The organism is Spirosoma lituiforme (assembly GCF_054776635.1).
This window is the reverse complement of record NZ_BAAHBO010000004.1, coordinates 89946-105265: the sequence shown is the minus strand read 5'-3', so window position 1 is coordinate 105265 and position 15320 is coordinate 89946. Positions and strand designations below refer to the sequence as shown.

At 49.6% G+C, this 15320-nt stretch carries 11 protein-coding genes; 8 read left to right on the top strand and 3 right to left on the bottom strand.

Going from position 1 to position 15320, the window contains the following annotated elements:
* The first annotated feature begins 203 nt into the window (after positions 1 to 203).
* From ACYU87_RS15945 to ACYU87_RS15910, 8 genes are all read left to right on the top strand, one after another.
* A complete protein-coding gene (locus ACYU87_RS15945) occupies positions 204 to 842 on the top strand; it encodes a gluconate 2-dehydrogenase subunit 3 family protein (RefSeq protein ID WP_461135073.1) in 639 nt (212 codons plus the stop codon).
* A 109-nt stretch (positions 843 to 951) separates the two neighbouring features.
* Entirely contained in the window at positions 952 to 2670 is a 1719-nt protein-coding gene (locus tag ACYU87_RS15940) for a GMC oxidoreductase (RefSeq protein ID WP_461135072.1), read from the top strand.
* Between the two features lie 180 nt (positions 2671 to 2850).
* On the top strand, positions 2851 to 3429 hold the full coding sequence (locus ACYU87_RS15935) for a hypothetical protein (protein ID WP_461135071.1): 579 nt from the start codon (positions 2851 to 2853) through the stop codon (positions 3427 to 3429).
* 64 nt (positions 3430 to 3493) lie between these two features.
* Positions 3494 to 4936, top strand: a complete 1443-nt coding sequence (locus tag ACYU87_RS15930; RefSeq protein WP_461135070.1) for an ATP-binding cassette domain-containing protein — start codon at positions 3494 to 3496, stop codon at positions 4934 to 4936.
* An 886-nt stretch (positions 4937 to 5822) separates the two neighbouring features.
* Positions 5823 to 8255: an OmpA family protein gene (locus ACYU87_RS15925; RefSeq protein WP_461135069.1), complete on the top strand. Its 2433-nt coding sequence runs from the start codon at positions 5823 to 5825 to the stop codon at positions 8253 to 8255.
* A gap of 100 nt (positions 8256 to 8355) precedes the next feature.
* Positions 8356 to 9162 carry a 4-(cytidine 5'-diphospho)-2-C-methyl-D-erythritol kinase gene (ispE, locus tag ACYU87_RS15920; protein WP_461135068.1) on the top strand — a complete coding sequence of 269 codons (807 nt, stop codon included), beginning with the start codon at positions 8356 to 8358 and terminating at the stop codon, positions 9160 to 9162.
* A gap of 73 nt (positions 9163 to 9235) precedes the next feature.
* The gene (locus tag ACYU87_RS15915) at positions 9236 to 9844 is read left to right on the top strand and encodes a cytochrome c oxidase subunit 3 (RefSeq protein ID WP_461135067.1); all 609 of its coding nucleotides are present in this window, start codon (positions 9236 to 9238) and stop codon (positions 9842 to 9844) included.
* Between the two features lie 65 nt (positions 9845 to 9909).
* Positions 9910 to 11886: a M1 family metallopeptidase gene (locus tag ACYU87_RS15910; RefSeq protein WP_461135066.1), complete on the top strand. Its 1977-nt coding sequence runs from the start codon at positions 9910 to 9912 to the stop codon at positions 11884 to 11886.
* A 104-nt stretch (positions 11887 to 11990) separates the two neighbouring features.
* Here the strand turns inward: ACYU87_RS15910 and ACYU87_RS15905 are convergent, their stop codons facing one another.
* From ACYU87_RS15905 to ACYU87_RS15895, 3 genes are all read right to left on the bottom strand, one after another.
* A complete protein-coding gene (locus tag ACYU87_RS15905; protein ID WP_461135065.1) occupies positions 11991 to 12929 on the bottom strand; it encodes a 3-oxoacyl-ACP synthase III family protein in 939 nt (312 codons plus the stop codon).
* A 123-nt stretch (positions 12930 to 13052) separates the two neighbouring features.
* On the bottom strand, positions 13053 to 14198 hold the full coding sequence (locus tag ACYU87_RS15900) for a glycosyltransferase (protein ID WP_461135064.1): 1146 nt from the start codon (positions 14196 to 14198) through the stop codon (positions 13053 to 13055).
* Entirely contained in the window at positions 14195 to 15280 is a 1086-nt protein-coding gene (locus tag ACYU87_RS15895) for a hypothetical protein (protein WP_461135063.1), read from the bottom strand. The genes ACYU87_RS15900 and ACYU87_RS15895 overlap by 4 nt, the downstream gene beginning before the upstream one ends.
* Positions 15281 to 15320: the final 40 nt, after the last annotated feature.

Sequence of the window (15320 nt, the reverse complement as noted above, 5' to 3'; positions counted from 1 at the left end):
CTGATCCGACCGAAAATCAGGCTGGTCAGTGGCTCTATTCCCGGTTACCGACCAGCCTGATCGCTCAGTAGTCTGTAGCCTTATTCTAAATAGGGTCATTCGCCAAAACTGCGTCCCCAAATCGCACAATACAATCCTTGATTTTTATACATTTGTACTTCCTTACATCGTTCTATTTGAAAGTCTAATTTCGCTTTACGCACATGAACAGAAGAGACGCCCTCATGCGGGTGGCCATGCTGGCTGGCACAACAATGTCGTTGCCCGCTCTGGCCGAAACGCTCGAAGCTTCGGCTGCCCGGCGCGCCCTGACGGGCAAGCCACTTTTCTTGACGGCCGATCAGGATGCGACCGTTGCTGAACTGGCTGAAACCATAATTCCGACAACGAAGACACCCGGTGCCAAAGCCGCCAAGGTGAATGAATTTATTGATCTGATGCTGAAAGACTGTTACAAAGCTGATGATCAGAAGCGATTCGTGGAAGGCCTGACCCAGACCAACAAACTGAGCCAGGATACGTATAGCAAAGCGTTCGTGCAACTTGATCCAACCCAACGGATCGAGATTGTGAAAAAGTTGCAGGCCTCTGCCAAGCAGGAACTGGCGCAAATGAATACCGCGAAAGCAGCTGCCAAAGTAGAAAACGCCCAGGCCGACCTGCAAATGCCGGAATCCAAAAAACGATACACACCGTTCTTCATGATCCTGAAAGACCTCACCATGACGGGCTATTTCACATCGGAGGTCGGTGCTACGCAGGCGCTCGAATATGTAGCGGTTCCTGGCCGGTATGATGGTTGTGTTACGCTAAAACCAGGTCAGAAGGCGTGGGCTATATAATATTGTAATCAGGAGCGAGGAGCGGGAAGAGCGGAGTTGCTGGCGCATACAACATGCCTCTGGATAGCTCCTATCTTCTCACTCCTTACTCTTCACTCCTTAAAAAGACATGAATCTCAATATAGACGCAAAAAAAGATATGACTTACGACGCTATCGTCGTAGGATCGGGTATTTCTGGCGGCTGGGCTGCTAAAGAACTTACCGAGAAAGGATTACGCGTATTAATGCTGGAACGGGGCCGGGATGTGAAGCACATCGAAGGATACCCGACTGCTACCAACAACCCATGGGATTTTCCGCACCGGGGTCGTGTCACGACGATGGCTGCCGAAGAATACTGGGCCAACATGCGGACCGGTTATACGGCCAATGAAGAGTGGCGTCATTTCTTCGAGAACGATAAAGAGAATCCCTACCTCGAAAAACGGAAAGTAGACTGGATTCGAGGGTACCACGTAGGCGGACGGTCGCTGATGTGGGGTCGGCAAAGTTACCGCTGGAACAAAGAAGATTTCATGGCGAATGGCAAAGAGGGCATCGGTGTCGACTGGCCAATTCGGTATGAAGACATAGCTCCCTGGTACGATCGCGTAGAAACCTTCGTTGGCGTATCGGGTAGTAAGGATGGTCTGGATGTGTTGCCCGACGGCAATTACCAGCCAGCTATGCAGATGAATTGCCTGGAAAAGGAAGCGAAAAAGCGCATTGAAAAAGCGTTTCCCGCGCGTATGGTTACAATGGGTCGTACAGCCCACTTAACGGCACCCAAACAAATTCATTACGATCTTGGTCGGGCGGCTTGTCAATTCCGTAACCAGTGTATGCGGGGATGTCCTTACGGTGCCTACTTCAGCACGCAGTCGGGAACGTTGCCAGCGGCCATGAAAACAGGCAAGCTGACCTTACGTCCTGATTCGATCGTTTCGGAAGTGATCTTCGATGAGAAGAAAAATAAAGCAACCGGGGTGCGGGTCATTGATCAGAATACGAAAGAAGTTCGGGAGTATTTTGCCCGGATTATCTTCCTGAACGCATCGGCTTTCGCCAGTACATCCATTTTGATGAACTCGAAGTCGCACCGCTTCCCGAATGGCATGGGTAACGATTCCGATCAACTCGGACGTAACATCATGGACCACCACTTGGCTGCTGGTGCTGCCGGCACATTTGAGGGCATGGAAGATCAGTACTACTACGGTCGTCGGGCCAATGGTGTTTACATTCCCCGCTACCGGAACTGGCATAACGACAAGCGCGATTACGTTCGTGGGTTTGGTTACCAGGGCGGTGCCGGTCGTGGTGGCTGGAACCGGGGTAATGGCATCGATGGGTTCGGCGCTGATTTCAAAGATAGCCTGTCTGAACCCGGCGGATGGACAATGAGCCTGGGTGGCTTCGGGGAGATGATCGCCAATCCGGATAACCGCATGACTCTTTCGCCCGATCAGAAAGACAAATGGGGACTTCCGCTGATCGTGTTCGACGCAGCCTACGGCGAGAACGAAAAGAAGATGCGTATCGATATGATGAACGATGCGGCAGAAATGCTCGAAGCGGCTGGCCTGAAAAACGTGACAGCCTACAACGACGAATCGAAAAACCCCGGTATCGGTATTCACGAGATGGGAACCGCCCGAATGGGTCGGGATCCGAAAACGTCGGTGCTGAATGCGCATAACCAGCTGCATACAGTAAAGAACGTATTCAACACCGATGGTGCTTGTATGACATCGGCATCGTGCGTTAACCCTTCGCTAACTTACATGGCGTTAACGGCCCGTGCTGCCGATTTCGCCGTAAAAGAGATGAAGAAGGGTACCTTGTAAGTCTTGATTAATTGATAAAGCGGGTGATGAACAGTACTCAGTTACTGATTATCACCCGCTTCTCATTTAACGGCGTAGATAAACAGTAGAAAAAAAAGATAAAAAAAATAAACACTTGACAATTAGTTGAGTTATACCATAGACTATACGGTAAACTAGTCGAAAAAACATAACTCAACGATGAAAAAAGTAATGATTATGGGCTGGATGCTAGTAGCTGGCATGGCCCTGAACGCAGCAGCACAAACAACGAACTCAGGTTCGATGGGTACGACTGGTACAACAACAGGAACGACGGGTACAGGTACCATGGGTACCACCGGAACCGGTACGACAGGGACTACGGGCACAGGTACCATGGGTACAAACGGCACGACAGGAACAACTGGTACCATGGGAACAACCGGGAACGGTACGATGGGTACTACGGGTACAACATCAGGTTCATACCAGACGCAACCAACCAATTCGAACCAGACGCAAACAACAGGAACGACAACCAACGGTACCACAATGGGTACAAGCGGAACTGGTTCTACCACGGGTAGCGGTACAAGCACATATGGTACAGGTACAGGAACTATGGGCTCGGGTACCAGCACTGGTACAATGAACTCAGGCACGACTGGTACAACCGATCGCACCAACTCAGGTTCGACAGGTAACAACAGCCGTCGTACGAGAAGCGGCAGAAATTCGACAACGACGACGCCTGCAACCACAACACCAACAACAACATCGACACCTCCCGAAAAATAGGGCTGTGATCGCATCAAGAAGTAATCAGGGTCATACCTTTGCAAAGGTGTGGCCCTGATTTTTTATGCTTGAACAAACTCCCTTACTTAGCCTGAATGCATTAACCGTCCGTCGTGGTGGTATTTCTATAGTACGTGATCTTACGTTTCAACTCCAATCGGGTGAATGCTGGTGCGTTACAGGGCCAACAGGAAGCGGTAAAACGACATTTCTGCAAGCACTGGCCGGTCAGTTTCCAGCTCCTCCAGGAACCCTGACCCGTCGGGTAACTACCGAATTTGTTTCGTTCAAGGAACAGTCCAGCCGATTTTCATACGGCAGCTATTTTTACCAGCAACGGTATCAGGCAACCATGAGCGACAACGCCGAAGGGAGCGATGCCGGGTACACGGCGATCCCGCTGCTGCGTGACTTTCTACAATTCTCCCCATCTCCGGAAGCAACGGCACTCCTTGACCGTTTAGGGCTGTTACCGTTGTTAGACCGATCCTTCATCAAACTTTCCAATGGACAAACCCGGAAAGCGCGCATTGGTAAAGCCTTATTGCAACAGCCAACGGTCTTGTTACTGGACAATCCCTTTGTGGGTCTGGACGCTACCTTTCGGATGGAGCTGACCAGTTGGCTGGGCGAACTGGTGCATCACGGCCTGTCGATTGTACTGGTGACTGAATCGGACGATATTCCGCCGTTTGCCACGCACCTCGCCCTGATGGGTGAGGGGCAACTTCAGTGGGCGGGACCGGTAAAAGACTACCAGCCAGTATACCAGCCCGAAACAGAGTTGGCTGATGTACCCGTTCTACAAACAAAACCACAACGGACGGATTTTGCCGAGGCATTTCGGCTACACGATATCACGGTTCGCTACGGCGATACGGTAATACTGGATAATGTCAACTGGGTTGTTCAGGCGGGCGAGCGATGGGCTTTGTTTGGGCAAAATGGTGCCGGAAAGTCAGTGCTCCTGGGTTTGCTCTATGGTGATCATCCGCAGGCGTACGCCAACCAGGTCAGCGTATTTGGGCATCGGCGGGGTAAATCCGGTGAAAGTATCTGGGATGTTAAGCGACGAATTGGGTTTGTATCACCCGAGTTGCACCTCTATTTTCCCCAGCATTTATCGGTACGGCAGGTGGCTCTCACCGGCATGACAGATACCCTTACCCCGCCCGCTCGGGTGCTGGCTGAAACCGAAGCTGATCTGCTTAGTCTGCTCTCTTACTTTGGTCTGGCTCATACCATTACCCGGCCTTTCGGGACTTTATCGGCGGGTGAGCAGCGGCTGGTATTGCTGACCCGGGCTTTCCTGAAAAACGCACCCGTGTTATTGCTGGATGAGCCATTTCAGGCAATTGATGCCCGTCATGTGGAACGGGCAAGAAAATTAATCGACAGCTTCATCGACAAAACAATCCTGTTTGTGACCCATAACCGCAACGAGCTCCCCCAATCCATCGATCAGATCTTCACACTTTCTGACCCTAATAACCGATCTTCCCAATGATCAGGTAAAGGCAAACAATAGTCGTTTTATTTACATTTTACTTATAAAAATAACTTGTTGTATATGATAAAGCATATGAGTTATTAAAGAGTATTAAAACATTGGCATGATTTATGACGAAACCGCGGTTTTCTTCTGGCCGAACCTGGCAAGCATATATTGGGGAAATCTGGCATAAGTAGTAGTATGATTATACAAAAAAGTATCGCTAGTACCAATCTGCATCAAAAAAGTATAGGCTTGGCATGATATTCGACTTACGATGACGTAATCATCATTTCCGTACGACGATACATTTATTAAATAAAAACTTTGGTAACTAGTTGTATGTGAAAATAGTCAATGTGGTAATAATTTATTAGGCACTTTTTGTGTATGAACAGGTCAAAAGCCAGACGATTGTACGTACTGTCAATGAATTTATCGTACGATAGATGGTTGTTTGAACACAACGAGTCAAACCGGAGGTTACGGCGATAGAGGTAAAACGATAGACACGTCGGAAGGGGAAACGTATTATAGCATTTACTGGGCAGATAGCTGCCGATGCACCACCGACGTAATCAACAATAAATACGTTATTCGACACTTAGTTGATGACCTAACGACGTGATTAGTAGTCTATAGTAAGGGAAGTCGTTTCGTACACAGAATGATCCGTTGCGGAAACGAGCGGAATAGCATAGCCGACTGAAACATTTGTCTAAAAGCGATTAACGAAGATTGGCTCGATGGATACCGTTGCCCCAGCTTCGGTTAAGTAATAATCTTGGGTAAAGGGGTTTATGGTTCTGATCTGACAGCGTACAGCAATGATTTTCAGATAAAATCGTTTGGTCGATTAACTATGAGCATAGCGCCTTAACGGCATGGCACAACGTTACTAATGAATAAGAACTGGAAGATAGTGATTTTAGGAGGGTTGCAGTGGCTAAGCTCAATAACAGCCTGGGCTCAGACAGACTCTCTATTGCAACAGGCCGACCGATTGCTTAGCTATAAAGCGTATGGTCGTGCCATTGAAGCTTACTCAGAACTCCTGAACGAGCATGATGCTAAACTTACCAATACACAGCGGTTCGCGATACAAAGTGGCCTGGCATCGGCTTACCAGCGAGTGGGTGATACGCAGAAGGCAGAGCGATTCTATCGGAAAGCGGCAGAGAACAGTGCTGAAGAGACGCCACAGCAAATACTGGAGTTTGCCCAGACATTGGTCAAAAACGGTAAGCTTCAGGAAGGACAAAAGCAGTACGAGCGCTACCTTCAGATAAAAGCGAAACAACCTCAGCGGGCCATGCCAACGGGGCCGGTGGCTGGCGCAAGAAAAGAGCCCGTACGCTACCGGCTTGAGTACCTGGCCCTGAATTCACCGGGTGAAGAGTTTAGTCCGGCATTTTACCAGGATGGCCTTGTGTACGTAGCGGGAAAAAAGGGGGGGGCAACCATTGAAACGACGGGTGGTGGAGGTGGCTCCGGTTATCTGGATTTGTTTTATGCGCCGAACCGAAATAACCTTCAGGTAAGCAGCATCATTAATGCGGACGGCAGCATCAGTAAAGCGCCGGATACCCGCTCCAGAACTCAATATGTGGTGGGACAGGATAACTACTCCCGCCCTACGGCTAACGACTCGCGTACGGTACCAAATTTCTATGAGGGTATCAATATTTCGGAAGGGCTGGGCTACGAAGAACGGACTGTGGATCCGGCAAAACGGTTTAGCAAAACGCTTAATACGAAATACCACGAGGGCCCGGCTACTTTCTCGCGAGACGGATCGCGCATCATTTTCACGCGTAACAATTACAATAATGGTCGGGCTAGTCAAAGCAGTACCGGTGTAAACAAACTTAAACTGTACACGGCAACCCAGCAGAATGGCTCCTGGACGAACATCGACGAATTGCCCTTCAACAGCGATGAGTATTCGGTTGGCCACCCTACGTGGAGCCGTGATGAGCAGTTCCTCTACTTTGCTTCCGATATGCCGGGTGGTTTTGGTGGCACGGATATTTATGTGAGCCGGTACCAAAATGGTCGCTGGAGCCGCCCGGTCAATCTCGGTGAAACCATCAACACAAGAGGCAACGAGTTATTTCCCTTCGTTGATGATGCCGGAAATATCTATTTTTCGTCGGATGGCCGCAAAGGCCTTGGTGCATTAGATATATTTTTTTCCAGGCTGACCAACGGAGTAACGGCCCAAACGGTGGAGCATCTCGATGCGCCCATCAATTCAGCGCAGGATGATTTTGGTTTCATTACCGATGCCAATCGGCTAGGCGGGTATTTCAGTAGCAACCGACGCGAAGGCAACGATGATATTTATCGTTTTGTGCGGGAAAGTTCGCTGTTTGGGTGCCGCGACCTGACCATCCGCCTGTATGATACCAATTCAGAACAGCCGCTGGATAGTGTAACGGTATTAATAAAATCGCGGGGTGAAGGTCGGCCTGATCGTACGTTGGTCAGCGACGCCAATGGATTCATGCGAATCTGTCTGGAAGGAAACAATGCCTTTACGTTTCAGGCCAGCCGGGATGGCTACATCAACAGTACCGTTGGTTTTACCACGACTTCCCTGACCGACGATCAGCCCAGCCGACTGGAAATTGGGCTCATCAAGCCAACCGTCATCATGGATACCATTGCGACGGAAAATACTAACCCCGGGCCATTGACCCAGTCTCGGATAAGCGGTGTGGTGATGAGTGCCCGGGATCGTAAACCGATAGACGGAGTAACGGTTCGTCTTCGCAACGAATGCAATCGGTCCCTGCGCGAGTACGTGACCGGCCCCGATGGCCGTTATACGTTCAATGTTGTAGAGGGGTGCGATTACACACTGATTGCCTCCAAGCCCGCATTCGGAACAAACACAAACCGGATCAGACGATTGCCCAAGAAGACGAAGCCAAAAGAACTCTCGGCCGATCTGCGCATGCTGAGCGTTGGCGACGTTGTAACGATTGATAATATTTACTACGATCTCGACCGATTTAGTCTGCGTAACGATGCCGCCCGCGAACTGGATAAAGTTGTGGTCACGATGCGGAAATATCCATCACTGGTAATCGAAATCCGTTCGCATACCGACAGCCGGGGCGATGCTGAACACAATCGAGTTTTGTCATTGCAGCGAGCCAAGGCAGTTGCCAACTATTTGGTATCCAAGGGTATAAGTCGTAGGCGTATGTCTACACTGGGAATGGGCGAATCGCAGTTGGTGAATAACTGTACCGACGGCGTCATTTGCACCGATGCCGAGCACCAGCGTAACCGCCGTACGGAATTTCGGGTGGTTGAGATAAAGTAAGTGGTGTTGTGAGTGATGAATGATACTTTTGCTCGAAGCGTTGAGCACCTGTCAGCAATGCGCTGGTCTGCTATTAGTCATCATTCACTACTTGTCACCCTTGCTAACTTTTCCTACCTGTAAAATCAACATTGGTCTGCGGATCACCGGAAAACGGTCTGATGGTTTTCATAACCTGGAATCGTGCTTTTATCCGGTCAAATGGGGCGATATTCTGGAAATAATCCCCGCTGCTGACTTTCGTTTTACGGACAGTGGCCTGTCAATACCCGGCAGTCTGGATCAGAACCTGTGCGTGAAAGCGTATAATCTGCTGAAAGCCGACTTCGATTTACCGCCTGTCCAGATGCATCTCCATAAAATTGTGCCGATCGGGGCTGGTCTGGGTGGTGGATCGGCCGATGCCGCCTTTACGTTGACCCTCCTGAACAGCCGGTTTAACGTACAACTCAGTACGGAGCAATTGGAAAATTACGCTCGGCTGCTCGGGAGTGATTGCGCGTTTTTCATCCAGAATCGACCTCTGTACTGTACCGGAAAAGGTGATGTCTTCTCGGAAACAGGCGTTGACCTGAGTGGTTACCATATCTTGCTCGTTTATCCCAACCTGGCCATTTCTACGGCAGAAGCGTACGCTGGCATAAAACCCTACACAACCAACGTTTCGTTAAACGAGCAACTGGCGGCTTCTATTGAAGAGTGGCCTGAAATCATTCGCAATGATTTTGAAGACAGTCTGTTTCCGAAGTATCCGCTTCTTGGACAGATCAAACAGCAACTTTATGAAGCGGGTGCTGTTTACGCCAGTATGAGCGGGTCAGGCTCAACCGTGTACGGTATTTTCAATGCGCCAATAACCAGAACAAACCAATTTTCATCTTACCGCGTTTGGGAAGGGAGGCTATGAAATAGATTGGTGTTTGTCGTTTGGCCCTGCTAAAAAATTGCTGATTCCGGATGACAAACTACGAACCTACCCTATGAGTAATATGATAACGAAACGGCGGGAGCCGTTCCGCTTTATGGTTTGGTTAGGCATCGCAAGTAGTGTGTTTCTATTCACCATATTGCTGGTGGCTTACGTAGTTCGCCAAACGGGGCCGGACTGGATGGCCACGAAGCTACCCAATGTATTTCTGGTTAGCACCGGGGTTATTTTGCTAAGTAGCCTGACTCTGAAAAACGCTATCCAGTCATTCCGCCACGAGCGTTTCAGTAATTACCGCGTCAACATTGCCACTACCTTCGGGCTTGGCGTTCTGTTTGTTATCCTCCAGGCCTGGGGATGGCGCCAGATGACCCGGATGGGCGTTCAACTGGAGGGCAACCCTGCCGGTGGGTTTGTCTACATCATCTCTGGTATTCACCTGCTGCACATTCTGATCGGCCTTATTTTTCTGGCCATTCTCCTCGTAGAAGCGATGCGCCGTCGACTCTACGTCGACTCGTTTGTCTACAGCGTCAATCCCCCCAACTGGTTAAAAATCAGATTAATTTCGCTCTACTGGCACTTTGTCGATATACTCTGGCTTGGTTTGTTTGCCTTTTTAGTGCTTCACCACGGCCTCGATTTGCACCTGTCTCTCTAAGAGTTATCTGATTTCGGGTCTTTATGCCGTTATTTGTTTATCATAAAGTCCGTATTTTACTATTCATGAAAAAAATCGCTCTCTGGGCAGGATTGTGGGCATTAAGTCTGGTATCCTTCGCTCAAACTGCACCTTCGTCAACATCAGTTCCTGGGTCGAAATATGATCCGCTCGCGTTGTTTCATCCACTTTTTAATATGCAGCCGGGCAACGACTATCGCACAGGTAGTGGTGCCCCTGGCCCCCGATACTGGCAGAACCGCTCCGATTACCAGATCAACGTAACACTGGATGATCAGCAGAATACCATTACTGGTGACGTGACCATCTCGTATAAAAACAACTCACCAGAGTCGCTGGCGTACTTGTGGCTTCAACTGGATCAGAATGCCTTTAGTGATACCTCGCGGGCGTCAAAAACGACACCTGTTTCGGGCGGGCGCTTCGGGAATTTAGGCTTTGCCGGTGGGTTAACCATTTCGAGCGTGACGGTTGAAGAAGGAAAAGGCAAGTTTACGTCAATGCCGTATACCATCACGGATACCCGGATGCAGGTCCGTCTGGCAGAACCGGTAAAACCAAATGGGGAGGTGGTCAAGATCAAGATCGCCTATTCGTTCAAGATTCCGGAATATGGCTCCGACCGCATGGGTATGCTGAAACGAAAAGACGGTATCATCTACGAAATCGCGCAGTGGTACCCCCGCATGTGCGTGTACGACGACATAGAGGGCTGGAACGTATTACCTTATCTGGGCGCGGGCGAGTTTTACCTCGACTATGGCGACTATGAGTATACGGTCACGGCTCCCTGGGATCATATTGTGGCCGGATCGGGAGAGTTGCTGAACCCGAACGAAGTCTTGACTGCCGAACAGCTGAAGCGGCTGGATCAGGCCCGTAGAAGCGATCAGACGGTTATTATCCGGGGAAAAGATGAAGTAAACAACCCGAACAGCCGCCCGAAAAAATCGGGTACCCTGACCTGGAAATTCCGTTGCCAGAATAGCCGCGATGTCGCCTGGGCTTCGTCGAAAGCGTTTATCTGGGATGCGGCAAAGATGAACCTGCCGAGTGGCAAGCCTGCGCTGGCTCAATCGGTTTACCCGGTTGAAAGCGCGACCAACGATTCATGGGGGCGTTCGACGGAATATGTGAAAGGCTGCCTGGAGTTTTATTCCAAATACCTGTATGAATACAGCTACCCGGTAGCTACCAATGTAGCCGGTATTGTGGGGGGAATGGAATATCCCGGCATCGTTTTCTGCGATCACAAAGACAAGAAAGATGCGCTTTGGGGCGTAACCGATCACGAGTTTGGTCACAACTGGTTTCCGATGATCGTGGGTAATAACGAGCGGAAATTCCCGTGGATGGACGAAGGCTTTAATACCTTTATCAACACGCTTTCGACGGCCAATTTCAACAAAGGTGAATACAACCGGGAACGGGGAACCATGCACGACATCGCACCGGCTCTTTTTTACCCCACCGAGCCGATCATGACCATTCCGGATGTTCAGCAACCACGGGCGCTTGGTATCCTGGCGTACTACAAGCCGGGTATGGGTTTGAAGTTGCTCCGTGAGGTTATTCTGGGAGCAGACCGTTTTGACTTTGCTTTCAAAAACTACGTAAGCCGCTGGGCGTTCAAACACCCAACTCCTTACGACTTCTTTCGAAGCATTGAAGACGGTGCTGGTGAGGATTTAGGCTGGTTCTGGCGCGGCTACTTCTACGAAACCTGGAAACTGGACCAGGGCGTACGGGACGTGAAGTACGTAGATGGCACAGCTGATAAAGGGTCGCTGATTTCAATCGAAAACCTGGATAAGCTGGCCATGCCCGTTACGATTGAAGTAACAGAAAGCAATGGTAAGAAAGGACGCGTAAATTTGCCCATCGAAGTCTGGCAACGTGGGGCCACCTGGACATTCAAATACAACTCGACATCCTCGCTGAAGACCGTAGTTATTGATCCTGACCAAAAACTACCCGATGTCAATAGCAAGAACAACACCTGGCGGGCAGAAGCCCAGTAGAGAATAAATCCGTAAGGTCCACAAACAGAAAGTCGAACGCGGCTGACGCTGGAGTAATTCAGGCGTCAGCCACGTTCGACTTTCTAATTGTAAACTATACCTTTCTAAGCTTCTACCAGCATGGCTCCGAAAGAGTACCCCCCTCCGAAAACGGTAATAACGATATGCTCTCCTTTCTTAAATGTATCCCATCGCTCCGAAAGAGCAATGGCGCAACCGGCGCAGCCTGTGTTACCGTAGCGCTGAATGTTCGAAATCAGCTTCTCTTCGGGTAATCCCAGTGTTTTCATTACGTTGCGGGAAATGCGCAGGTTAGCCTGATGAGGCAGGATGTAATCAATATCGGCAAGTTCCAGACCGCACTTTTCGATTACCTGCAAACTGGCTTTAGGCATGTATAAGCAAGCGTTGATAAACACATCACGGCCGTGGGGCATCGTAACACCCCCATCGGCGGGTTTCATCATCACTCCCGTTGTTGCTTTCGGCGTATGAGCTGCTCCACCGGTCTGTAACGCTTTGATCGTAAAATCACCCTCGCTCTGCCGTTCTTTCGTGATCAGCAAGGCCGCGGCTCCATCACCCCACAAATGGCCCGAGATGGTATCTGTCTCGTTGTAGTACAGCGTGTTGTGTTCCGATACGATGACCAGAGCACGACTTGCTTTGTTGAGCGCGAAATAGCCTTCGACCACTTCAATTGCGTTCAGTAATGACGAGCAGGCTGTCGAAATGGAAATAACCGGAATGTCAGGAATGCCGATGCGGTGCTGCGCTTCGTGGGCAATCGAGACGATGGTATCATAGGGTGTATACGTACCTCCGACAATTAAATCAACGGTGGTCAGATCTGTTTTATCCATGAGCCGTTGAACGACTTCAACCGTCATGGTATTCGTATTCTCGCCAGGAGCTGCTTTGCGTCGCTCTTCAATTCCTGTTCGCTCGATAATCCACTCGCTGGACAAGCCATTGAGCTGCGTAAAATGATCATTGCCGACTACCTGCTCGGGCAGGTAGTGGCTTACTGCATGTATATACATCAGGCCAAGTAAATAGGGCTAATCCAGGAATAACCTGAATTAAGCCTCAAAGTTAAATCCTTCCGGGAAAACGTGGTATTGATCATTAGAACAATACCAAAATGTATTTAATTAGTTATGAAATTAAAGTCTTTGGACCGTTTTCTTGTTTACACCAAGCACCTGTTCATAAAAATGAATTAGTTTCCGGGCTTCACTGGTCCAGTTATAAAACTGTTCAACGGCCTGCTGGCCCCGCTGCCCCATTAAGCGGGCCTCGTCGGGATTGTCAATCAGGTAAGCCAGTGCATCGGCTACCTGCACCGGGTCATAAGGTGAAACGCAGACGCCACACCGGTGCCGATCGACAATAGCCCGGTAGAGCGGAAAGTCAGACGTTATGACGGGAAGACCCAGAGCCATGTATTCGAACAATTTTGTTGTATAGGATTCTGGATAATCACCAACGGGTTTCAGCAGAGCCAGACCCGCTGTGGCACCAGCCGCATAAGGAAAAGCCGAACGCTGGTCAGTGTATCCGTAGAAACGAAGCTGATCTCGTACCAGATTGTAATTAGGCAGTTTTTCCAGTTTATCGGTTGTAAAGGTACACCGACCAAACAGATGCACAATAAACCGGGGGTGAGTTATTTGCAGGCAGGCCAAACTGTCGATGAGCGTGTCGATGGCCCGATCGAAACTAAGTAAGCCAATATGAAACAACAATGGCACCTGCCGATTCGGACTGTAGGGAGTTACAAATGGGACCAGAAAGGGAAGGTGCGGGTAGTTGTAAATAACACTGTGAGCCCTGGTCAATTGAGAGTAAGTACTCAAATAGCCGTGTTCGGTAAAGATGAAATAGAAATGCTTACGGGCGAGTTGGTCAAACCAGCGAAACGCGCTTCGCAGAAAATAACCGTTGTTGACGTCTTTCAGATGAATTTTCTTGTGTAGGTTTTCCTGAACCTCGTAAATCACTTTCGCACCAGCGAGTTTAAACACGTAGGCGAACGGAATAAACTCAGGCATATATACATGCACAAGCTGAGGGCGCAACCACAGGCATCGGATCAGAACAAAGGGGCAGGTAATGAGTACCCGCCAAAGTACCCGTCTGTAACAGGGTAGCCAGATAAAATGAATAGCTGGCGCAACGGAAGGGTCTGCGTGAGGTAATGCACAAAAGACATCGTACGTTTCGGCCAGGGTCTGACATTGCTTGAACACCACCCGTGGATCGTGAGCAGGGTGGGCCGTACTGATGTGCAATACGCGAATCTTCTTCATTTAATCAGGCCCAGGCTACGCAGTTCGGCATCAATTTTCTGATTCCAGCGTTCCTGCGCTACCTGATTCTGGCTATGGTTCGTCTCATTATCATACTGGGTCTGCAGTTTTCCCATATCCCGAAACGATTCAATGAATTGGTACTGCGTAATGCTGTTGTAATCATCCAGCGTAAGACTGTCGGGGTGAATTTTCCGCTTGAATCGCTCAACAATGATTTTTGTAATATCGAAATGCCGCTGTTCGTGATTGAGCGCGTAGGCGTTACGGGCATCAGCGCGCGCCCAGGATGACGGTTTAAGCATATATGTCTTGGCACGAAGAGTCAATATAATGACGCCATCTTTCACCGTACTCTTGCCTTCGTACGAAAAACTGGTAAATACTTCGGCCGCATAATGGCTCCCTTTTCGTGGAGTTGCCTGAAAGTCATCCCAGGTTAGTTTCCGGTCAGGATTGTAATGAACCGTATCGTCGTCGGTAGTCCGGCTATCGTCGATAAAGTTAATTTTTAGACTGCGGGCCAGTTTTTCATTTCGTCCGCTCTCGCGTTTCATGTATTCATTCAGGCTACGCAGAGAGGCTACCACCGCCTGCCGAATCGTTGATTCAATAACATCCAGATTGCTGAGCAGTCGGGTGTATGTCGCACTTCCCTGGTAGTCGGTCAGGCGGGTGCTGGTCGTGACCCCGGTGTCATCTTTGCCCAGCAGGTCAAACGTAACCGCATACGAAAATTGTCCCGATACACGATTGCCAACGGCTGTCTCGCTTACCCGACATTGCCGAACGCGCATGGCAATGGGCCGGAGCGTTTTATTCTGCTTCGATCCCTGATCAATAAAGCGCTGAAAGCTGGTTTCAAGGCCTTTATCGAGATCAACGGGTTGCGCAGACTGGTTGAGTGTTAAGGCTAACCGGGCAATGGCCCCACGTTCGGGGCGCTGGTCAGTAACGGCGGCAATGTAAAATTCTTTGGGCGTAAATGGGAGTTGCTCAGAACGGAGCCGGATAGGGTCAGGGGCTATCGAAAAAACGAACGATCCGACCACTGCCACTATAAATAAAAACACCTTGTTCATACTACCCTATTAACGACACGGTTTGGCAAAAAGTACAGTG

Excerpts from the sequence above, each read along its gene's own strand:
- ACYU87_RS15945 (WP_461135073.1), top strand. The coding sequence starts at position 204 with ATGAACAGAAGAGACGCCCTCATGCGGGTGGCCATGCTGGCTGGCACA.
- ACYU87_RS15940 (WP_461135072.1), top strand. The coding sequence starts at position 952 with ATGAATCTCAATATAGACGCAAAAAAAGATATGACTTACGACGCTATC.
- ACYU87_RS15935 (WP_461135071.1), top strand. The coding sequence starts at position 2,851 with ATGAAAAAAGTAATGATTATGGGCTGGATGCTAGTAGCTGGCATGGCC.
- ACYU87_RS15930 (WP_461135070.1), top strand. The coding sequence starts at position 3,494 with ATGCTTGAACAAACTCCCTTACTTAGCCTGAATGCATTAACCGTCCGT.
- ACYU87_RS15925 (WP_461135069.1), top strand. The coding sequence starts at position 5,823 with ATGAATAAGAACTGGAAGATAGTGATTTTAGGAGGGTTGCAGTGGCTA.
- ACYU87_RS15915 (WP_461135067.1), top strand. The coding sequence starts at position 9,236 with ATGAGTAATATGATAACGAAACGGCGGGAGCCGTTCCGCTTTATGGTT.
- ACYU87_RS15910 (WP_461135066.1), top strand. The coding sequence starts at position 9,910 with ATGAAAAAAATCGCTCTCTGGGCAGGATTGTGGGCATTAAGTCTGGTA.
- ACYU87_RS15905 (WP_461135065.1), bottom strand. The coding sequence starts at position 12,929 with ATGTATATACATGCAGTAAGCCACTACCTGCCCGAGCAGGTAGTCGGC.
- ACYU87_RS15900 (WP_461135064.1), bottom strand. The coding sequence starts at position 14,198 with ATGAAGAAGATTCGCGTATTGCACATCAGTACGGCCCACCCTGCTCAC.
- ACYU87_RS15895 (WP_461135063.1), bottom strand. The coding sequence starts at position 15,280 with ATGAACAAGGTGTTTTTATTTATAGTGGCAGTGGTCGGATCGTTCGTT.